The sequence below is a fragment of the Phenylobacterium sp. genome, assembly GCF_036502675.1.
Lineage (GTDB): Bacteria > Pseudomonadota > Alphaproteobacteria > Caulobacterales > Caulobacteraceae > Phenylobacterium.
Genome location: NZ_DASXYF010000122.1, coordinates 1 through 21,566 on the forward strand (window position 1 = coordinate 1; position 21,566 = coordinate 21,566).

At 66.9% G+C, this 21,566-nt stretch carries 14 protein-coding genes; 3 read left to right on the forward strand and 11 right to left on the reverse strand.

Annotated features, from left to right (window positions below):
- The 3 genes from VGL30_RS16180 to VGL30_RS16190 all read right to left on the reverse strand — a co-directional run.
- Positions 1–1,391 (reverse strand): hypothetical protein (locus VGL30_RS16180; protein ID WP_331541051.1); only part of this gene is annotated, 1,391 nt, incomplete at its 3' end.
- Positions 1,392–1,648: 257 nt separating this feature from the next.
- Complete coding sequence (locus VGL30_RS16185) at positions 1,649–3,823, reverse strand: AGE family epimerase/isomerase (protein ID WP_331541052.1); 2,175 nt, start codon at positions 3,821–3,823, stop codon at positions 1,649–1,651.
- Between the two features lie 155 nt (positions 3,824–3,978).
- Positions 3,979–5,361, reverse strand: a complete 1,383-nt coding sequence (locus tag VGL30_RS16190; RefSeq protein WP_331541053.1) for a family 16 glycosylhydrolase — start codon at positions 5,359–5,361, stop codon at positions 3,979–3,981.
- Positions 5,362–5,804: 443 nt separating this feature from the next.
- On the opposite strand from VGL30_RS16190, the gene galE reads away from it, so the two are divergent.
- Entirely contained in the window at positions 5,805–6,872 is a 1,068-nt protein-coding gene (galE, locus tag VGL30_RS16195) for a UDP-glucose 4-epimerase GalE (protein ID WP_331541054.1), read from the forward strand.
- Positions 6,873–7,067: 195 nt separating this feature from the next.
- Here the strand turns inward: galE and VGL30_RS16200 are convergent, their stop codons facing one another.
- The 6 genes from VGL30_RS16200 to VGL30_RS16225 form a co-directional block, all read right to left on the reverse strand.
- Positions 7,068–8,372: a UDP-glucose/GDP-mannose dehydrogenase family protein gene (locus VGL30_RS16200; protein WP_331541055.1), complete on the reverse strand. Its 1,305-nt coding sequence runs from the start codon at positions 8,370–8,372 to the stop codon at positions 7,068–7,070.
- 274 nt (positions 8,373–8,646) lie between these two features.
- Entirely contained in the window at positions 8,647–9,783 is a 1,137-nt protein-coding gene (locus tag VGL30_RS16205; protein WP_331541056.1) for a glycosyltransferase family 4 protein, read from the reverse strand.
- Positions 9,780–10,754 carry a glycosyltransferase family 2 protein gene (locus VGL30_RS16210; protein WP_331541057.1) on the reverse strand — a complete coding sequence of 325 codons (975 nt, stop codon included), beginning with the start codon at positions 10,752–10,754 and terminating at the stop codon, positions 9,780–9,782. Before VGL30_RS16210 ends, VGL30_RS16205 begins: the two co-directional genes overlap by 4 nt.
- 288 nt (positions 10,755–11,042) lie before the next feature.
- Positions 11,043–12,248, reverse strand: a complete 1,206-nt coding sequence (locus VGL30_RS16215) for a glycosyltransferase (protein ID WP_331541058.1) — start codon at positions 12,246–12,248, stop codon at positions 11,043–11,045.
- A 53-nt stretch (positions 12,249–12,301) separates the two neighbouring features.
- Positions 12,302–13,492, reverse strand: a complete 1,191-nt coding sequence (locus VGL30_RS16220; RefSeq protein WP_331541059.1) for a glycosyltransferase — start codon at positions 13,490–13,492, stop codon at positions 12,302–12,304.
- A gap of 280 nt (positions 13,493–13,772) precedes the next feature.
- Positions 13,773–15,962, reverse strand: coding sequence for a polysaccharide biosynthesis tyrosine autokinase (locus tag VGL30_RS16225; protein WP_331541060.1), 2,190 nt, complete (start codon positions 15,960–15,962; stop codon positions 13,773–13,775).
- 695 nt (positions 15,963–16,657) lie between these two features.
- On the opposite strand from VGL30_RS16225, the gene VGL30_RS16230 reads away from it, so the two are divergent.
- The gene (locus VGL30_RS16230; protein ID WP_331541061.1) at positions 16,658–17,884 is read left to right on the forward strand and encodes an O-antigen ligase family protein; all 1,227 of its coding nucleotides are present in this window, start codon (positions 16,658–16,660) and stop codon (positions 17,882–17,884) included.
- A 34-nt stretch (positions 17,885–17,918) separates the two neighbouring features.
- Here the strand turns inward: VGL30_RS16230 and VGL30_RS16235 are convergent, their stop codons facing one another.
- On the reverse strand, positions 17,919–19,028 hold the full coding sequence (locus VGL30_RS16235) for a glycosyltransferase family A protein (RefSeq protein WP_331541062.1): 1,110 nt from the start codon (positions 19,026–19,028) through the stop codon (positions 17,919–17,921).
- A 770-nt stretch (positions 19,029–19,798) separates the two neighbouring features.
- Here VGL30_RS16235 and VGL30_RS16240 point away from each other — a divergent pair.
- The gene (locus VGL30_RS16240; protein ID WP_331541063.1) at positions 19,799–20,479 is read left to right on the forward strand and encodes an FkbM family methyltransferase; all 681 of its coding nucleotides are present in this window, start codon (positions 19,799–19,801) and stop codon (positions 20,477–20,479) included.
- On the opposite strand, the gene VGL30_RS16245 is transcribed toward VGL30_RS16240, so the two are convergent.
- Positions 20,427–21,527, reverse strand: coding sequence for a glycosyltransferase (locus VGL30_RS16245; RefSeq protein WP_331541064.1), 1,101 nt, complete (start codon positions 21,525–21,527; stop codon positions 20,427–20,429). The two genes, VGL30_RS16240 and VGL30_RS16245, sit on opposite strands and share 53 nt — an antisense overlap.
- Positions 21,528–21,566: the final 39 nt, after the last annotated feature.

The following is a 21,566-nucleotide window of genomic DNA, read 5'->3' on the forward strand; positions in this document are numbered from 1 at the left end:
CCGAAGTCGCCCTGGAAGGTAAAGTCCTGGGCCCGGCCGGCGCTGCGCAGGGCCGTCACCGTCTGGACGCCGCCGACCTGGTGGCCGTCGACGCTGAGGATGAACTGGGCGTCGCGGCCGCCCACCGGCGTCTCCGAGAGACTGAGCACCAGCGTGTCGGCGCCCCCCGGGGGGGTGGTCGGCGGCGTCCCGGAAGGATTGGCCAGCTGGATCAGGATCGGGTGATCACTGACCGCGACCTGTACGGTGCTGGCGTTGCTGTAGGCGGCGATGGCGCTCGGCCCGCTGAGCGGGTCGAAGACCTTCACCTCGCCAAAGCTCGCAGGCAGCGTGACGGTGGCTGTCTGCGTCGGCGCAGCGATTTCGGTATGGCTCGTGTTGTTCCAGATCTGCGGTTCGGCCCACACCGCAAGGACGTACGTGCCGTCGGACTTCTCGAGCAGCATCGAGTTGCCGGTCGAGGGCAAGCCGGTGATCGTATAGTTCAGCGCCGTCGGCTGGACGCTCCCCGTCCCGGCGTCATGCAGGATCGTGGTCAGGCTGCGCAGGGCGTCGGCGACGGGCTTCGCCACCTCGTTGTAGTCGAACAACCCCCACCCGTCGTTGCCTTGGGGCGATCCCGGCGCATAGGCGTCCATCAGCTGGTACAGGTAGGTCTTGGAAATGCCCTGGGCCACCGTGTCGAACAGCAGGTCCAGGGTATATTTGGCCTGGACGGCCGGGCTGACCTGGAGAGAGGAATAGCCGGTCTCCGTATAGACCGCGGGCTCCGTCGCCGAGGTGGTGTTCTTCAGCGCCTGGCCGCGGCTGACCCAGAAGGCCGGGGCCTGGCCGAAATTGGGATAGGGATGCTGGGTGTCGTAGTCGGCCAGGCCGGGGGTCGTGGCCGGGTCCGGCCCCACGGGTACGCCGCCGGCGTCGTAGCCCGTGAAATAATCGACGGGCACGCCCGCCAGGACCGGGTCGGAATGCACGGCGCCGTAGATCGCTCTCTGCAGGTCCAGCGCGCCCTGCAGCCCGCCCACGCCGTTGAAGACCACCGGCTGGTTGTTGATCTCATTGGGCCCCTCGATCGCCACGACGCTGCCGGGCGCGGCCTTCTGAACCTGGTCGATCAGGTTAAGCGACGCGGTGAGATCCGCGGTCGTCGACGCCTGGATGACGAAGGTGAACTGTATGCCCGCCTTGGCGACCGCGATGAAGCTCGACAGCGGCGCCGAGCCGTTCTGGCCGTTGGTGACGCCATCCCGGATCTGATTTATTCCGAGATACTGCAGATGCGATACCACATTGGAAATATTCGCATAGTCACCGTCGGTGTAGGGGATATGCGTATCGACGCCGATACCGGACAGGAAGGTGTTTGCGGAGATTACATTGCTTGTCGTCAAGCTTGGCATATCAGTTTCCACCCCGCGGACGGCTCAATATATCGGAAATTGAACTGAATGGACAAAATTCGGATTGGTGGACTTCGCTCACCCCGCTCCGGACGGGAATACAATACTAGTTGTTGGAATTTTTCCAGAGTTATTGACTTGTCAGGTAGGCTTCTTGACCTTCTGCTTGTTTATGAAGCTATCGCGGCGACGCGATGATCGCACTCACGGCGACGCTTTCGACCGCAAGGCGGTGACGGCTTGCCGGCTCAGGCCGGCGCCAGCAAAGCCTGCAGCGCGCAGACGATGTGGTAGAACGAACTGGCCGGCGCGGGCTCGTCCTCGAAGCCGCCGTCGGGCCGCAGCCGGTCTCGCCACAGGCCTCGTACCGGGGTCTCCAGATAGCGCGCCAGGCCGTTGGCCGCCGTCAGCGCCGCAGCGGGCTCACCCAGGATCAGGGCGGCCTTCAGGTGCTCGGTCTGCGGCCACAGGCGCGCGGAGGCGTCGCGCACCGATAGGTCGTCCCACAGCGCGTTGACGGCCACGTCGCGGCTCAGGTCCACGCCCTTTGCGCCGGCCGCGAACAGCCGGCGCGCCGCGGCCTGCGCGTCGGCCCGGCCGCGCAGGCGGCCCCAGCGCTCCAGGAGCCAGGCCCATTCGAATTGGTGGCCGGGCTCGACGAGGCGCCCGTCCTCGCCCGCCGCCGGACGCCAGGCGGCGTCGAACACCTCGCGCAGGAAGCCGCCCGCCCCGTCGATGAACTTCGCCAGCGCCAGGTCCGCGATTTCGTCGGCGATCCCGGCCCAGCCCTGTCCGCCCGCGGCCTCCCAGGCCAGCGCCGCCTCCAGCAGGTGCATGTTGGCGTTGGCCTGGAACGGGTGCGTCCCCGCCTCGCGGAAGCCGCCCGCCGGGTGGCGGAAGGTCGCGAGCCCGGCCCGCAGCGCCTCGGCCTGCGCCACGAGGCGCCCGTCGCCCGGGTCCGCCTGGTGCAGGGTCGCCATCGCCAGCAGGGCGAAGGCGTGGTCGTAGAGCACCGGGGTGTCGTCGAGCAGCGCGCCGTCGGGGCTCGCCAGCCGGCCGATCAGGCCGTCCGCCCGGCGGTAGCGGCCGGTCAGATAATCCATGGCGCTCCAGGCCGCCGCGCGCCAGGGCCCCGGCCAGCCCATCAGGCCGGCGACAGCGTAGGCGTAGGCCTGCCGCGCCTGCACCCGCGCCCGGCGAGGGTCGTCCACGGCGCCGGCGTCCAGCGCCAGCGTCTCGTGGAAGCCGCCGCGCGTGTGATCGCCGCCCAGAGTCCACCACAGGGGCCAGGCGGCGGTGCTGAGCCAGGCGGCGTACCAGGCCCGGGCCTCGTCCAGATCGACGAACTTCCGCCCGCCCGCCGCCGGCGCCAGCGCCTCGGCGACGCCCTTTACCGCCTGGCTCTGGTCCAGGGCGCAGATGAGGACGCCGCCCGGCTCCGCCACCACGGCCAGGCGCGTGGCGCCCACCACCGCCAGGGAGACGCCCGGCGCCGCGCGGACCAGGCAGTCGGACGAGCCCTGCACCAGCGCCCCGCCGGTCACGCTGTTGCCGGCGCCGTCCCTGGGCGAGGCGGCCCAGACCGCGTCCCACGCCCCCAGGTCCGCCCAGTCGAAATCGACCGGCAGCACCATGGCGCGCGCCGTTTTCTCCATGACGGCGTAGTCGATGGAAATCTTGGGCGCGGTGCGGAACGGCGCGCCCAGCCGCAGGGTCCGGCCGGTCCAGGCGCCCTCGGCCACGGCGGCCCGCGCCGCCCGGGCGATCTCCGGCGCGAACTGGTCGAGCTCATCCAGCAGCACGCGGGCCTGGGTCACGAAGATGCCGCTGTTCCATAGCCGTCCCTCGGCCAGGTAGGCCTGGGCCGTGGCGGCGTCGGGCTTCTCCACGAAGGCCGCGACGGGCTTCACCGCCCCCGGTCCCTCCCCCGCCGAGATGTAGCCGAAGGCCGTGGAGGGCGCGGTGGGCCGCACGCCGAGGGTGACGATCCCGCCGCGCCGCGCGCCCTCCACCGCCAGGGCCGCGGCCGCGCGGAAGGCGTCGGCGTCGGGAATGTGGTGGTCGGCGGAGACGATCACCGCCACGCCCTCGGGGTCCTCGCTCTCGATCCAGGCCGCCGCGGCGGCCATGGCGGCGGCGGAGTCGCGGGCCGCGGGCTCCAGCATCAGCACGGCCTCGGCGCCCATCTCCGCCAGTTGCGAGGCGAGCGCCGCGTGATGGCGTTCGCCCGCCACCACCAGGGGCGCGCCCAGGGCCTGCGTCCGCGCCACCGTCTCCTGGAAGGTCGAGCGCGGGCCCACCAGCGGGATGAACTGCTTCGGCCGCGCCCCGTGCGAGGCCGGCCATAGCCGCGTGCCGGAACCGCCGCAGAGGATCACCGGATGCACCAAGGCCCGGAGCGCATCCCTGCCTGTCAACTTCACGCGCAGCGTCCTTCGCCTTCTTGGCCCGACCTGAACAGGGTCAGGGCGTTTTACGAAAATCCGACCAGATCTACTCTTGCCGTTCTGAGTGAAGTCAAGTTGACGCAGCGCCGCGAGGGCGATCCGCGCTGGGAACGCCCATTACCAACACTTGCCTACGAGTAGAATATCCAATCGCCGGTCAAGCTGGAAAGCTGCACGTGCGCAAGCACCATTTTCTGGCCGCCGGCCACCTCGATGACCACGTCGGGCCCGGATTGAGCCACCGTGTAGGCGACGCCGCCGTCGATCGTCACCCGGTCGCCCTCGGCGCGGTTGAAGTCGACCACGTAGTCCAGGCCCATCTGGGCCGAGGCGTGGAAGGTGTCGGCGCCGGCCCCCCCGACCAAGGTGTCGTCGCCGAGGTCCCCCGACAGCCAGTCGGCGCCGCCGCCGCCGCGGACCATGTCGTTCCCCTGCCCGCCGCGCACCGTGTCGTCGCCGGCGCCGCCGTCGCACCAGTCGTTTCCCAGGTTGCCGTAGACGATGTCGCTCCCGTCGCCCCCGTCCAGCACATCGTCGTCCTTGCCGCCCACGACCCAATCGGCGCCGCCGCCGCCCAGGACCGTGTCGTTCCCGGCGTTCCCGTTCAGATCGTCGAACCCGGCCCCTCCGACGAGGCTGTCCGCGCCGTCGTCGCCACGGAGACGATTTGAGCCCTGCGTCTCGACGAGCAGGTCGTTTCCCGTCCCCCCGTTGAGGATGTCGTCGCCCAGGCCGCCCTGCAGCGTGTCGTCGCCGCCGCCGCCGTTCAGGGTGTCGTTGTGGGCGTAGCCCGACAGATTGTCCCCCGCGGTCGTGCCGCTGAGCTGGATGCTGCTGATATTCGGATCGGCGTAGGCGCGGACATAGTCCACGGTCATGGCGTATTTTCCGGAAGCCGCCGCGACCTCGCTGCTGTTCATCGCGAGGTCCACGCACATGTAGAGCGGGGTGCCGATGTAGTCGTTGCTGGCGAACCGCGTCAGCTCGACCCTGTCGTAATAGATGATGATCCAGTCCGGCGTGACCATCGCCCCATAGGTGTGGTACTGGCCGTCGAACATCGAGCCGGGAATGTTGGTATATTCCGACTTGTCGACCCGCGCGGCCAGGTCGGAGCCGGCGACAGGCGTGACGTGCAAGGCCGCGTGATGGCCGTCGAAGTCGTTGCCGCCATAGGCTTCGACGATGTCGATCTCCACCCGCGGCTTGGACGAGTCGGTCGGGAGCAGCCAGAACGCGGGCCAGGAACCCGCGCCCGTGGGAAACTTGGCGCTCATCTCGAAATAGCCGTACTCGAGCGCGAAGCCCTGACCGCTGCTGTTGACGGTCTGCATGTGGCCGCTTTGCCAGCGACCGCCGACCTGTTGCATGCTGATGGTCAGGGCGCCGTCCGCCACGGAGAACGGATTCACCGTCGACGTCGGGCTGACGAAGGTCGCAGAGCCGAACGTCGAACGTACCGGGGCGTACCAGTCGGCCGCATCGACGCCGGCGTTGCTCACCCCGACCGACATGGTATTGAAGTTGTCTTCGAACCTCAGATCAAGACCAGCCAAGTTGGCCCTTGATCCCGCGTAATTCTCGATCCAGTCTCCAAAAGAAACCGAAGAAACCATGGCTGTATCGCCCAATTCTACTCAAAAACCCAAAAACCGAGACAGGATCACCCGTCGAGAACAGATAGATGGGCGGAGTAAAATTTCGGTTGAGACACCGTTGCCTGCAGGCCTGCGCTATGGCCGGCCGCGATTTCTGTATCGCGGGCGTCACGGCGCGACGATCTACGGCTCGGCCGGCGACCACAGCAGTCGGCGCAGCCCCGAGCTGAATGCAATCGCCGGAATTTGGTGGAACACCTGATCCGCGTGACATGTCGCCGCACGCTAGCTGACTTTGGCAAGACTCTTGAACCGTAGCCCGGGCGGCTGTGCCAGAAAGATCTGCATCTGCCGCATCTATGCTTGGGGGCAACCCTGACGGGTTGGGGGAATTGATGCGCGTACTAGTCACCGGGGGGGCGGGCTATATCGGAAGTCATGCCTGCAAAGCGCTGGCGGCCGCCGGGCACGAGCCGATTGTGTACGACAATTTTCGCACGGGCCATCGTTGGGCCGTGAAATGGGGCCCCCTGGAGCGGGGCAACATCTGCGACGCTTCGCGCCTGGCAGATGTCATGCGGCGCTGGCGACCGGAGGCGGTGATGCATTTCGCCGCCCTGGCGTACATCGGCGAGTCCGTCCTGAAGCCGGACCTCTACTACCAGACCAACGTCGTGGGAACCTGCACCCTGCTCGACGCCATGCGGCTGTCCGACGTAAATCGGATCGTCTTTTCAAGTACTTGTGCCACCTATGGCGCACCGCGATCGATGCCTATCGTCGAAACGTCGCCGCAGGTTCCGGTCAATCCATATGGCCTGTCCAAACTGGCGGCCGAGGCGATCCTGCGCGATCACGCCGAGACGTTCGGCGTCGCCGCGACGGCTCTGCGCTATTTCAACGCCGCCGGCGCGGACCCCGACGGAGAGATCGGCGAGGAGCATGATCCCGAGCCGCATCTGCTGCCGCTCGCCCTGCAGGTCGCCCTGGGCCGACGTTCCCGCCTGTCGATATTCGGCGAGGACTACGACACGCCCGACGGCACCTGCGTGCGCGACTACGTTCATGTCACCGACCTGGCGGCGGCCCACCTCACGGCGCTGGAGACCGCTGCGGAGGGAACGTTCGCCGCCTACAACCTCGGAACGGGATCCGGCGCCAGCGTGCGCGAGGTGATTGCGGCCGTCGCCGAGGTGACCGGCCGGCCCGTGCCGGCGAGGTCCGCCCCCCGACGCCCTGGCGACCCCCCGACCCTGGTGGCGGACGCGACGCTGGCGCACCAAGCGCTGCGGTGGCGGGCGCGATACCAGCTGCGCGACATGGTCGAGAGCGCCTGGAACTGGATGACGGAGAACCGCAGCCGCGTCGGGTTGCGCGCACTGTCGACGCCAATTCCGGCGCGCGGCCGGAAAGCCACCAAGGTCTGAGGCCGTCGCGCCCTGAACGCCAGAGCGGAGTGAGCCCCGGCTGACCTTCAGTGCTCATGAGCGGCGGGACGATTCCGACCTGAACCGGCCCGGCTGGAGCATGTTTGGTTCTCTTCGAACCAAACATGCTCAGCAAGTCTTTGAAATAGAGCGTGATGGTCGCCGGAACCGGCCTCCACTTCCGGCTGTCAGGTTCTAAGCCCGTCCCACGCTGGAGTAGTCGAATCCCCGGGCCCGCATGTCGGCGGGCTTGTAGATGTTCCTGAGGTCGACCAGGGCGGGGCGGTTCATCAGCAGTTTGATGCGGTCGAGGTCCAACGCCCGGAACTGGTCCCACTCGGTGATGATCACCAGCACGTCGGCGCCCTCGGCGGCGCCGTAGGGATCGTCCTTCAGCGCCACGTCGCGCAGCAGCTGGCGCGCCTCGGTCGCGCCTTCCGGGTCGAAGGCCTGCACGTGCGCGCCCAGCGCCTGCAGCGCGGGGATGATCGCAAGCGACGGGGCGTCGCGCATGTCGTCGGTGTTGGGTTTGAAGGTCAGTCCGAGCACGCCCACGGTCTTGCCCGCCGGCTCCCCCCCCAGGGCGTCGACGATGCGCAGGGCCATGGCGGTCTTGCGCGCGTCGTTCACCGCGATGGTGGTCTCGATCAGCGTGACCGGCGAGGCCGCGTCCCGCGCCGTGCGCGCCAGCGCCAGGGTGTCCTTCGGAAAGCACGAGCCGCCAAACCCCGGGCCAGCGTGCAGGAACTTGTTCCCGATCCGCTTGTCGAGCCCGATGCCGCGCGCCACCTGCTGCACGTCGGCCCCCACCGCCTCGCACAGGTCGGCCATCTCGTTGATGAAAGTGATCTTCAAGGCCAGGAAGCCGTTGGCGGCGTACTTGATCAGCTCCGAGGTGCGCCGGTCCGTGAACACGATCGGGGTCTCGTTGAGGTAGAGCGGCCGATAGAGCTCGGTCATCACCGCCCGGGCCCGTTCGTCCTCGGTCCCCACCACCACCCGGTCCGGGCGCTTGAAGTCCTCGATCGCCGCGCCCTCGCGCAGGAACTCCGGGTTCGACACCACCGCGAACTGCGCCGCCGGCCGCACCCGCCTGACGATCGCCTCGATCTCGTCGCCGGTGCCCACCGGCACGGTCGACTTGGTGACGATCACCGTGAAGCCATCCATCACCTGGGCGATCTCTTCGGCCGCAGCGTAGACGTAGCTGAGGTCCGCATGCCCGTCGCCCCGCCGCGACGGCGTTCCCACCGCGATGAACACCGCATCGGCCTGGCGCACCGCAGAGGCCGCATCCGTCGTGAAGTCCAGCCGGCCGGCGCGCACGTTCTGCGCCACCAGCAGGTCCAGGCCCGGCTCGTAGATCGGCATGCCGCCGTCCTTCAGCCTCGCGATCTTGCCCGCGTCCTTGTCCACGCAGGTCACCATGTGGCCGAAGTCGGCGAAACACGCCCCGCTCACCAGGCCCACATAGCCGGCGCCGATCATCGCTACACGCATGAAATCTCCACTAATTCAACTGAACCCAGGCTCGTCCGCTTAATCAAAGCGAATGCTCACCCATCGAAACCCCGTCCTCAATAAAGAATTTGGCGGAATAAAGGACACACGCGGCGCCAATACGAGGTTTTGATTTTGTTGCGCATGACAAGTCCAATTTTTGCCACCCACGCTGCAAAATGATGTGGATATATTACGCAGAGAGCCGCGAATTCATCATAGACTGCGCCGGATGGGCGCAGCCCGGAAGCGGCGCGGCGCGACCGCCGGGGCTTCACGCGGACGCCCAGAGCTCGGGAAATGTCCGGCGGGCGCATTGCGCCCAGGTGAACGCCTGCGCCCTCAGCTTCGCTGCGGCGCCGTCCCGGCGGCGCGTCCCGATGTCGGCGGCGTAGACCGCCACGGCGCGCGCCATGCCGTCGAAGTCGTCGGCCGGCAACACCACCCCGGTGTCGCCCATGACCTCGGGGATCCCCCCGAGCCGCGTGGCGACGGACGGGCAATCCTGCGCGGCGGCTTCGAGCAGCACCAGCCCGAACCCCTCGATCTTTCCGGACAGCTCGCGCGCGCAGAGGACATGGCATGCGGCGCGCCGGTAAAGGCGCTTGAGGTCGGCCTGCGACAGCCGCCCGGTCTGGATCGCGGGGATTCCCAGCGCCTTGGCCTCGGCCAGAACGTGGGCGACGTAGGCCTCGTCCTCGGGACGCCCGGCCATCACGAACACCGGGTCGGCGAGGCCATAGTCGTCGCGGGCCCGCGCCAGGATCCGAACCGACTCCAGGTGCCCCTTTCGCGCCTCGATCCGGCCGACGGTGCAGACGACGGCGCTCTGCGGGTCCAGGGCGGCGAGATCCGCGTGCTCGAACCCGCCGTCCTGGGGCGCGAACCAGGCGTGATCCACTCCGAGGTAGGTGACCCGGCTCTCGAAGGGCGAACCGAAGCTCGCGGAAAACAGCTGCAGGGTCGCCTGGGAGTTCGCAAGGATCAGGTCGGCCGCCGCGTAGGCCCAGGTCGCGAGCCGGAACAGAGGGCCTCCCTGCTGCAGCTTGCTCACCTCGCTGCCGTGGATCATGGCGCGAAAGTTGCGGCCGTGCAGAGGTTTGAGGATGGCGGCGAGCAGCACGCTTCGGATGTCGGCGGCCAACAGGATGCTGTGGCGAGGCGAGCTCCGCAGGACGTTCAGGACCTTGAGCGCGGAGACAGGGGTGATTCCGTGGTGACGGAGGATGCGGTGCGTGTCGGGTTCCCGGTCCGGGGCCGGGAATTCCGGATAGGCCGGGGCGATCGCGACGGCCTTGAAGCCCGCGCGGCGAAGTTCGCTGACCAGTTCGCCCGCATAGGTGCCGATGCCGCCGGGAAAAGGCGGGTATTCGCAGGTGAGGACGATGCCTCCGGCGGCCGCAGCGCTCATGACTTCACCCTGCCCAGCGCCGCACGCCTGGCCTCGAGGAACCGGGCGATCAGGCGGTCCGAAGTCTTTCCGAAGAAAGCCGCCGCGATCAGGAAGGCCCAGGTGCGAAGGTTGAACGGCGCCAGCTGCACCGCCAGCCGGAGGAGCCGGACGGCGCCGTCCGTGTCCCCGAGCAGAAAGCTGTGGGCGCCCAGCTTCCGCGCGCGCTCGGAGAGCCGCCGAGGCACCAGCCGCAGCAGCCTGGGGTCCTCCGCCGCCGCCTTGAACGCCACCAGCGCATGGTGCCCGAGCAGGTCCTTGCGGCCTCCGGTGATGCTGGTGGGGCGAAACCGCTTGTAGAGCAGCGGCGAGTCCACCAGGCGGAAGGCTCCGAACCTGGACGCGCGCAGGTAGAAGTCGGTGTCCTCGAACACGCGTATCGTCTGGTCGAACCCGCCGCAGGCGTCGAAGACCGAGCGGCGGATCAGGGTGGTCGACGGGATGATCGGCGGATCGTTGAGGAAGTAGCCCAGTGTCTGGTCGCGAAATTTCGCGAGGTCGATGACGCCGGCGCGCCGGGCTCCGGAGAGGTCGTCGTCGGAAAAGGCGAAATAGTCCGAATACACGAGCCCGATCGCGTCACTGCTCAGCATGACCGGCAGCTGGCGTTCGACCTTGTCCTCGGTCCAGAGGTCGTCTCCGTCGAGGATGGCGAAGAACGGAGCCGTTGTCTGGGCGATCGCGCGATTGCGCTGGGCGGGCAGCCCGGCGCCGCCCGGCCCGTAGATTACGCGAATGCGGCTGTCCCAGGTCTCGATGTCCTTCAGAGCGGCGATCGTGTCGGGAAGCGACCCATCGTCGGCGATGACGATCTGATCGACGGCCTCGCCGCAGGTCTGGCGGAGCACCGAACGCACGGCGGCGCCGATGAAGGCGCCCTCATTGTAGCAGGTCATGATGACCGCCAGCCGGGGTTCGCGATTCGCGGTCATCTCGGCGCCTCGTGCAGACTCGCGGCGAGGGCGTCATCCCGTTCCGACGGCGACCGCGCCCCGGAATCACCCTGCGCGCTCTTCGCTTCGTCCGTTGCGCCGTTGCCGTTCCATGTGGCGTCGAAGGCGTCCGTGATGCCGCCGAACGTCCGCGCGGCCAAGCCTATTTGGGTCACCGTGCGTATAGACGACGCTCGCAACGCCGGAAAGCGGGCTTCTCGGAGGGCGTTCCGAGGCGATCCTCGACGTATGCGCCCGCCATGAAGTCCGTCGCCGACACCGAGATGCTCATCGGGCCGAGTTCCTGCGCCTCTCGGAGACCAGGTCGAGCACCTGCAGGCTCTTGGCGGCGATGATGTCCACCCCGGTGCGTTGGACCGTCGCGTCATACGCCGCCTGGGAGATGCGGCGGCGCTCCTGCTGCGACATGGTGACGGCGCGTTCGAAGGCCGCGGCGAAGTTTTCGGCGTCCGACTCGCCGACCAGAAGGCCGGTCCGGCCGTTCTCGACGATGTCGGCGGCGCCGCTGGCGCCGTAGACGATCGGAATGCATCCCGCGGACATCGCTTCCAGGAGCGCGTTGGACTGCCCTTCCCGCTTGGAGGCCGAGACGAAGAAATCGCTCCTGAAGAGATAGTCATACACATTGTCGGTCAGGCCCGGCATGTCGACCATCTCCGCGAGACCCGACGCCGCGATCCGGGCGGACAGTCGGTCGCGTTCCGGCCCCAGCCCCAGGAACGTCAAGGTCATCGCCACACCGCGGACCTTGGCCAGCCGGGCGGCCTCGAAAAGCACTTCGATGCTCTTGTCGCTGACCATCCGGCCGGTGAAGACGAAACGACGGCCGTTGCGCAGCTCGGCGGCCTCGGTAAGCTTCTCGATCGGCGGAATCTCCACCCCGTTGGGAAACGCAAAAATACGGTCTTCCGGAACACCGTAGTTCCGGAGGTCCTCGACGATCTCCAGGCTGTTGGCGATGAATCCGTCCGTCCGTCTGAGCAGCGCGTCCCGGATCCATTTTCCATAGAAGAACCGCTTGTTTTCCAAGGCGATGAAGTCGGAAGCTTCACCCCCGCCGCCAAGCTTGATCAGCAGGGGCTTCCTGGAAATGCACGCCGCGATCAGGGCCGGCAAGGCATGCAGGCGCGCATGGAAAACGTAGAACGCGCCGATGTCGGAGTCCCGACGCACATACTCGCGCACAAACCGCCAGGTCCACGCCAGGGTCGAGAGCAGGCGATGTCCGCCGTAGTTCGGGAAATGCTTGACCCGGATCCGCTCGACGGCGCCGAAGTTCGTCTCCTCCACGCCGTTGGGACTCGACAGGAGGGTCGGCGTCACGATGTGCGTGCGCAAGCCACGCCGGGCGAACGCCTCGGCGAGGATTTTCGCCTGCCGCTCCGCGCCGCCGTAGCTGTCGGGATAGTAGGTCGCGAGCACCAACAGGAGCCGTTTGCGCGCAGGCGCCGCTCCAGGTTCGGCCTCGGCCATGCCCATCATGTCCTCAGTAGCCGCCGCGCACCGAAGCGTCGCGAAGGGCGCCATCAGGAATCGCGCTCGGCCAGGACCGACCGGCGCCACCAACCCGCCTCATAGGCCGCGTCGATGGACCGGGCCATGCTGGCCGGCGACCACCTGTCGACGGCGATGGTCTTTGCGGCCCACGCCATGCGGTCGCGGCGCTCGGGCTCGCAGAGCAACCGGGCCACCTGCCGGACCGCCGCCGAGACGTCGTCCGCGGGCGTGATGACGGCCGCCCCATCGTCGGTCAGAACGTCGTCGAGGCCTGGCAGCGCACTGACGACCATTGCCTTGCCGCCCGCCGCATATTGGACGACGACGCGCGGGAGACCTTCCCGCTCCGAGGTCAGGAAACAGACGTCGGCCATGGCGATCAGGCGCTCGGGATCGCCGCGGTAGCCGACGAAGCGCACGAACTCCTGGAGGTTGAGCTCCTGCACCAGATCCCTGGTCGCCTCGTGCTCGGGTCCTTCGCCGGCGAACACGACACGCCAGTCCGGAACGGCGCGGAACGCCTCCGGCAGCGCGCGGACCACGTCGGCCTGCCGCTTGCGGGGTTCGAAGGCCGCCAGCATCAGGGCGACGGGGGGACGATCCTTTCCGGGATCCACCCCCAGCATCTCGTAAAGGTCGGGCGGCGGCAGCGCATCCTTGAACTTTTCCACGTCCATGGCGCTGAAGGCCACAAAGTGCCGGGACGGGTCGCCGATGCGCTTTTCCAGGCACGCCTCGCGCACCGAGGGGCTGACGCTCACGAACGCGTCCGTGAACCGCGCGCACAGCCGCTCCGCCACCAAGTACACAAGCGCCTTTGCCCGACCTACGTTCACCCAGGGCAGGATGTGCACGCCGTGAACGATCAGCTTGACGTCGGCGAGCCTCGCCGCGATCCGCCCGACGATCCCGGCCTTGCTCTGATGAGTGTGGACCACGTCCGCCCCCACGAGCTTGATGAGCCTCCGCAGTTCGCCGATCGCGCGAAAGTCCAATCGCCACGAGAGCGGGTGCACCAGGGACGGCACTTCCACCACTTCACACACCGCTCGTGCGCGCGCCGCCACCTCGGGGTCGTAGTCACGGCCATGTATCAAAATGACCCTGTGACCGGCCTCCGATTGAAATCGGCAGGTATGAAGGGTGTTTTCCTCAGCGCCCCCATTCAACAATCGCGTCAACACGTGCGCAATCACATGACGATTACTTGACGTCATCATTTACTCACAACCGGCTGGCGCTGTCCGTGGACAGCAAATGGTGGCGAACCCTCCCCCGAGTTAGCATACGCAACGCGACTGAAACGTCACCGTTGTACGGCTTTTGCAGGGCGAAACGCCTAAGCTTCGCCAGACACCCGAGTAGTTTGTTGGCGGCCATGCCTAGCACGTCAGCATTTTTTTAGCGCAATGCCTGCGTCCGCGAATCAGTCGGCCAGCCAGCGTTAACTTTTTCTTGTTTCCGTCGTAAGGATTGCGGCGCGAACGCCTTCGCCGCAAATCAATTCAGATGATATTCTGAATAATCCCGGTGATAGAACAGCCCGTCGCCATGCAGCGACTGGGCCTTGAGATCCACCTGCGCCAGGACGACGCCAGCGATGCGGGCCTCAGCGGAGCGAAGGGCTTCCAGGGCGTAGTGCGCGGCCTTGGCGGGCGTGGATTGCCACCGGACCAGGAACAACACTCCGTCCGCCCTGTGGGCGACGGCCGAGGCGTCCGCGACCGCCAGCACCGGCGGACAATCGAGCACGATCAGGTCGAAGTGCGGCCGGAGCCGGTCCAGCATCCGTCCCATCGCCGGCGAACCCAGGAGATTGTCCAGGGGCTGCGAGCCCTCCGAGAGCGGGAGCACGCAGACCCGCCCGGCGGGGTCGCGGACGATCAGGGACATGGGATCGATGCCGCCGGACAAGGCTTCGAGCAGTCCCGCCGAAGCGCTTATGCCCATGGCGTGCGTCAGCGAATGCATGCGCACATCGCAATCCACGAGCAGAACCCGTGCTCCTGCGCGACAGGCCGCCCGTGCGAAACAGATCGAGGTCGTCGTCTTGCCTTCGCCCGGCAGGGCCGAGGTGATCGCGATCACCTTGATCGCGCCGTCGCCGAACGCGTGCTGCATCAACACCTGGAGCTGCCGGAACGACTCTGAAAACAGCGACAGCGGGTTCTCCAGCACCGCGTTGATCGGGTTGCTGTTCGGCTTGCGCAGCATCGGAATGGCGCCGACGTAGGGCTCGTCGAGAACCTTCTCCACCTGCACGCCCGTCCGCATCCCGGTGTGCATCAGTTCCAGCAGTCCCACGAGCGCGGCCCCGAAGGAGACGCCGCCGATGCCGCCCAGGATGAGGTTGTAGGGCACGTTCGGTTCGCTGGGCCCGCCAGGGAGCTTGGCGCGCGTCACGACGATGGCGTCCGGCGTCGCCAGCCCGGCCTGCGTCGAGGTCTGCTGCAGGCGCGCAAGATAGGTCTCATACAGCGTACGCTTGGCGGTGGCGTTGCGCTCCAGTTCGCCCATGCCGACCTGCTTGGACTTGTTCTGGGCAAGCATGCCCTCCGCGCCGCCGAGGCTGCCCCGCAAGGAATCGAGCCGGCCCTGCGACGCCGTCACGTCGTTCTCCAAGCTGCCGATGATGCGCTTCACCTCCGCCTGCACCTGCTGTTCGAGCTCGACGGTCGTCGCCCTGGAATTGATCACGTCGGGGTGCCTGGGCCCGTATCGGGCTTCGAGGTCCGCCTGCTTCTGCTTGGCCTCCGCCACCGCCGAGCGCAGGTGCTGGATGACGGGCGACCCCAAAGCCTCCCCCAGTTCCTCGCCGGTCTTGCCGGCGGCAAGCTGCCCGCGCGCCGCAGCCAGCCGTGCGCGCTTCTCCGCGAAATCCGCGCGCGCGGAGTTTACCTGCAGCTGAAGCTGCGACACCCGCTGCTCGGTAAGTTCCGAGCCGGTCGCCACCAGGAGCCCGTGCGACGTCTGATAGCGGGCGACGGCGTCCTCGGCTTGATTCACCTCTCCCCGAAGCTGCTCTATGCGATCGCGCAGCCACCGCGTGGCGACGGTCGTCGCATCGATCTTGTCGGCGACCTGGGTCTCCAGATACGCGTCGGCGTAGGCGTTCGCGATACGCGCGGCCAATTCCGGATCCTCGGACGTGTAGGAGATGTCGATCACCGCGGTGTAGCCGCGCCGCGCTATGTCCACGTTGGCGAGCACGCCGTTCGTTGCGGCCTCGAACGCCTGTTCGTTGTCCATCGGCTGCAAGCCGTCCTTGTGGAGCAGCTTGTTCATGCCGTTCATCACGATATCGAACGGACTGCCATGCCCGAGGACGAGCTGGGGATTCGCGTCCAGTTTCAGTTTGCGAACGACCGCCTCGGCCATGCGCCGACCTTTCAGGTATTCGACCTGCGTATCGACGACTTCCGATTCCTTGGGCAGGTCGGAGAGAACCTGCGGCTCGTGCTGGACCACCGCCTCGGTGCGCTGGTTGAGCATGACGCTGGCGGTGGCGGAGTAGCGGCGCAGCTCCGCCGCTGTATAGGTCGCCGCCAGTCCCACCGACAGCACGATTACGAACAGCAGGAGGCGCCAGCGGCGCTGCAGGATGCCTACGACGGCCCAGATGTCGAACTGGGCGGGTAAAGCGCTGGCCTGTGACGAAGCGTCGGCTATGTGAACGTCGCGTGTGGTCATGGCTTACTAGATACCTTTAGTCACGATGTTCATGGAGACGTTACATATGCGAGTTGTCGGAGATTGAATTCGCGCGTTCGCCCCTCTAATCGGCAGAATTGCGGAAAAACTGAACACGGCGCCGTGGATACTACATCGCTTCAGCTCTTCAGGCTCACCTCCGTTGCTGGTCGACCGCTTTTGCATCCGGACCTCGCCCCGAAGGCTCATCGTCGCCCGCGCTGCGGACGCCGAGCCTTGATCGACGCACCGACGCCGGAGGGCAAGACCCTGCGGGAGACGAGACCCCTTCTAATGCGTGCCGGACTGCGCGTCGCGAACTGGGCGCCTGCAAAATGTTCAACACCGGTCATCGGCCCCGGGGCCGGGATGTCTGACACCACTTCGGGACGGAAATCGGGCGCAGAATGGCGGATTGATCGCCTCCGGTCGTCGCCCTGAAGTTTCCGGTCGAAATGGCCGTCGCCGGCCCGTTTCCGCCGAGGTTCGCGCCGCAGGCCCTGGCCGCGCGACCACACCTCGCTATAGACGGAGGGTCCCGGTCATCATGTCGCCATCCCGGCATTCCACGACAAGTCGCCCTCCAAGCCCCCTCAGATGATACATTCGCCCACCCTTGCAGATGACCGGGGAAGCTCATGAGTTCCGGCGCCGCGCCAGCCGTTTCACAGCCTCGCCCCGCCCGCACGTCCGGCATGGACCTCCAGGATGTGCTGTATGCGGTGACGACGGTCAGCCTGATCAGCGGCTTTAATCACGGCCACTCGTCGACGCCGCTGTTCGTCCTGTTCGTCGCCCTCCTGGCCGTGCTGAACGTCCGCCTGTTCCTGACGCCGGTCGCGCCGATCTTCATCGTTCCGCCGATGATCGTGTTCCTGGTGATCCACCTCGCCTCGGCGTTCCGAAGCGGCGCCGGCGACGGCATGTTCTTCCTTGTCCAGGCGGTGATCCTCCTGACCTTCGTGTGGCTGTTCGTGGCGCGTTATTCGATGCGGCCGATGCATGGGTATTTCACCGCCGCCGGCGTCGGCCTCCTCGGTCTGCTGGCCTACGTGGCCGGCTGGCACGTGATGCACGGGTTCTATTTCAGCTGGAAACGCCTCTCGGACGCGAAGGCGGTCTTCGATGTCCTGCCGCTCATTCTGGTCGTCGCCGCACGTAGCCGCAACGCCTTCACCCGCAGCATCTTCCCCTTGCTGGTGGTCGTGCTGGTGGCGGCGATCTTCATCTCGGGCGAGCGAAAGGCCTACATCCTCCTCGTCGTCGTCAGCCCGCTGCTCATCAACCTCAGGAACCCGCTGACGTATGCGCTTCCCTTCCTGCTGCTTGTCAGCGCGCCGATCGCGGTGAGCCTGGAGCGCTCCGGCTATGTGGAGCGGCAGATCGAAACCCTGCAGGGCTTCGCCGAGGGACGCGTGGTCAAGACGATCAGCAACGAGGGCCGCAGCGCCGCGGTCCGCGTCGCGATCCAGACCTTCAAGCAGCATCCCATCTTCGGCGTCGGCACCAACGCCGAGCTCACCTACGTCCGGCGCTACGACCCCACGGTCGCTGCGCCGCATAACGAATGGCTGCGCGTCGCCGCAGAGAACGGGATCATCGGCCTGTTCTTCTACGGCGCGACGGTGGTCTGGGGGCTGGCCGGCGTTCTGCGGGGCCACGTCCTGGGCCGATCCCGAAGTCGCTCCGAGCGCGCGGTGGCGTTCACCTTCGCCGCCATGCTCCTGATCTACGTAAGCCTGGAGGCCTTCGACTTCATCGTCCTGCTGGCGTTCCTGATGATTCCGTTCGTGCAGTACCTTCGCCTGGATCCCGTCGAAGCGCAGGCGGCGCCGGTGCGCGCGCCGCGCGCCCGCCACGCCGCCGGCTTCCGAAGGCTGCAGGGCGTCGCGGCGGCCGGGTCGCCCAGGCGCGCACCTTGAGCGAGCGCCCGGGTCCGCAAAAGCCTCGCCGCTCTCAGCGGGGCCGGGGCTCGAGCGCCTCCGGACCCGACAGGCGATCGTCGTTCCCTGCGGCCGCCCCCGGCAGAAAGTCCTCTGGAGGACCGTAAAGGCGAGCCTTCAGCGCCTTCACCTGGGTCTCTGCGGTCACGCGTGAAAAATGAATCGGCAGCCGCACCAGGGACACCAGGAACGCGCCGCAGTCGTAACGCCACATCTCCCTCAGCAGCCGCCAGGCGATCACAGGCGCCTTCGCACGAAGCGCCCGGATCGCAAGCCAGCGAAGCGTCTCCACGCGCCCGCGATGGAACTGCCGCGCAAGCTCCGGACGGCGTTCGCGGCAAGCGGACATCACGATGTCGAATGACCGCAGCATCCGTTGGAAATCGTTGGACATGTTGTCCCGCCCGATCCGGTATCCGGTCAGGTGCTCCGGCACGCAGACGAAGTCGTGAACCTCGGCGATCCGCCAGTAGAGCTTCAGATCCTCGCAGCCCTGTGCGTCCTGGGAATGCAGGTTTTCGTCATACCCGCCCATCGCAAGCACAACGTCCTTGGGCATCAGCGCGGAGCTCGCATTGCCGGCGAGATTCCCCAGGCACATGCGCTCCAGCACGTCGCCCTCGGCTCGCGGCCGCGAGCGCGTGTTCGTCACCCGGCCGCGCTCGTCTATGATGGCGAACCAGGTGTAGACTAGCCCGACGTCGCCGGGCGCCGCCGCCAGCGCCGCCATCTGCCGCTCGATCTTCCGGGGACGCCAGAGATCGTCGGCGTCCACGGGGGCGATGTAGCGTCCGTTCGCGCGGCGGATCCCGGCGTTTCGCGCCGCGCCCACGCCCTGGTTCAGCTGCTGGACCAGCCGGACGCGCGAATCCTCCGCAGCGTGCCGCTGGACAATGGCGGCCGTCGAGTCCGTCGATCCGTCATCGACCACGATGATTTCAAGCGCCCGGTAGGTCTGGGCGCGAATACTGCGCAACGTCTCGTTGAGGAAGGCCGCAGCGTTGTATGCCGGCACGATCACCGACACGAGCTCCCGAGCGTCAGGCAAGGAAGCGATCCTGTTGACGCGCGCCGGCTCGAGGCCCGCGGTCGGACCTCCGGAAATGTCGAGAATGTGGTTCACGCGACTCCCCCGGCCGTTCCACGCCGCAACCGTCCAGAGGCGGACCGTTTGGAAGCATGCGCTCCAAGGTCGCATGAAACCGTAAATCCTGCGCCGCGCGCCGGGTGGGGCGGAACGGACGTCTTGACGGTGAGGCGCGCTCAAACCTTTCGAGCGACGCCCTCGCGCTGCCGAGACCGATCGTACGCCTCCCGCAAAGCATCATCCAATGAGTCCAACCTCGCCCGACTGAAGGATAAGCAAAGCATCAGTTCCGACCTTAATCCACCCCATACATCCGGCCACAAGAACCGGCGTCGCAGATCTTGCATCGACTTGATATTCTCCTGAACATGTTCAGCGGCGAACTCAACGTCCGACGCCGGCGGGCGCGGTCCGGCGACATGCCCAGGACGGCCCCCCGCCATCCGTGGCTTACGGCGCCCCGCGGGCGGCCGGCCGGGACGCGCGGCGCCGCATCTCGGCGCAGGTTGCGAAGCAACGGAGGTGTGAAGAGGTGCGAGCGCTGACAGGGCGCCTGATCGGCTATACCAGCGGAGGGGCCGGACGCCCTTGAAGAAGTCGCATTCTGCCGCGAAGACGCCCGGCTGCGGCTCGAAATCCGCCGCGTGGTGATGATGTACGTAACGGCTGCGCCCCGATGGGGGTGAAGAGGAGACGACGTGTTCACCCCTGTACGGAGACTGGCTCAGCGAGCCATTCGGACTCTCGGCTATGACGTGCGTATCGAAGACCGACGGCGGCAGACATCCCGGGCGCCTCGAGGCCTCGTGGCGTTCCTCGCCAGCCGGGAGGTCGATCTGGTGTTGGATGTCGGCGCCAACGTCGGACAATACGCCCAAGCCCTGCGAGCCCGGAGTTACACCGGACGAATCATCTCGTTCGAGCCGGTTCGCGACGTCTTCCGCGAACTGGAGGCGGCCGCCGCCTCCGACCCTCGGTGGGAGGTCCGGAACCTGGCGCTCGGCGCGGCGCCCGGGAAAGCGCAGATCAATGTCAGCACGGCGACCGAATTCAGCTCGTTCATGCCGCTCACCAGCGCTGCGTTGCGGCACAATCCGGACGCGGCGGCGGGTCGCTCCGAGGAGGTCGACGTCCAGCGGCTAGACGACGTACTCATGTCCCTCGGGGGAAAGAGCGTCTTCCTGAAGGTCGACGTTCAGGGCTTCGAGGAGCAGGTCCTGATCGGCGCCGAAAACTGCTTGCGGACGCTGGCGGGCGTGCAGCTCGAACTCCCGCTGGAGCACATGTATCGCGGCGACTGGGACCTGCAACGGGCCCTTGGATATATGGCGGACCGCGATTTCGTGCCAAGTCAGGTCTATCCCAACAACAAGCTGGCCTACGATCCGGTCTCGGCCGTGGAAGTCGACTGCATATTTCGCCGCAAGACGGCCGCTAGGGCGCCGGAGCGCGCGGACTCGCCTTTTGCGCAACCAGCGCCTCCATGAATGCATGGGTCCTCTGGGCCGCCGTCGCCCAGCTGAACTCCGAAAGATCGGGGGCGGCGGCCCGAGGCCGCCTGGTCCACTCCAGCAGATCGGCCAGGACCGCAGGCGAAACCGGCCCTTCGAAGAGGTAGACCCATTCGGAGCCGACCTTGGCTTGCAGGTCTCGAAAGACCGGGGACGCGGGGACCGCAATGGGACAGGCGAAGGACAACCCGAGCATGGCGGACCCCGACGTGGTCGGCGCCTTGAACGGCAGAACGAGGACGTCGGCCGCCTTGATGAGGTACTGCAGCCGGTCGTCGGGGATGAACTCGAACTTTGCGACGACGCGATCGTCGCGGCGGACCGCCTCATGGAGGACAGCCTGATGAGCCGGATCGTCCACCTGTCCTGCGACGATCAGCGCCGCGCGCAGGTCCGAAGCCCGGAACGCCTCGATCAGGGCGTCCACGTTCTTGTACGGGCGGATGTTCCCCACGAAGCCGATGACCGGAATGTCGGGCGCGAGGCCGAGCGCGGCGCGCGCCGCCCGGGCGTCCACGTCATCGGGATATGAACCTGCGAAATGGGGATGGGGCGAGGTGATGAACGGCTTGCGCCCGAGGCGCGCCTCCTGCTCCAGGACCAGGCGACGATGATCTTCGACCTGAAAGACCAGCCCGTCCAGGTTGCAGAACACCAGCGTCCTGAAGGCGCGCCACAGCCAGCTGAAGGGCCACCGGCGCAGAACCCTGTTGCTGGGCATCTCATGCGGCCGGGGATCGTGGACCGTCCACAGGAACCGCGCGCCCCGGACCCGGACGACGCCGACGATCAGGAAAATCAGCAGCAGCCGCTTGGGGAGCGCGCTCGGGCGATGGGCCCAGAATGCGCGCTCAAGCCAGTGGAGATGCAGCACGTCGTACCTTGTCGTCAGGGCGGACCACAAGCACCTGAATCCCAAGGTGAGCTCGACAATTTCATCTCCAGGCATATGCCGATAGAGCTCATAGGTATAGGGATTCACCGAGCGATTGGAAGACATCGGCCAGGCAAGAACTCTTACCATCTATGCTCCTTATACTACTTGGAAATATGAGAGAATTTC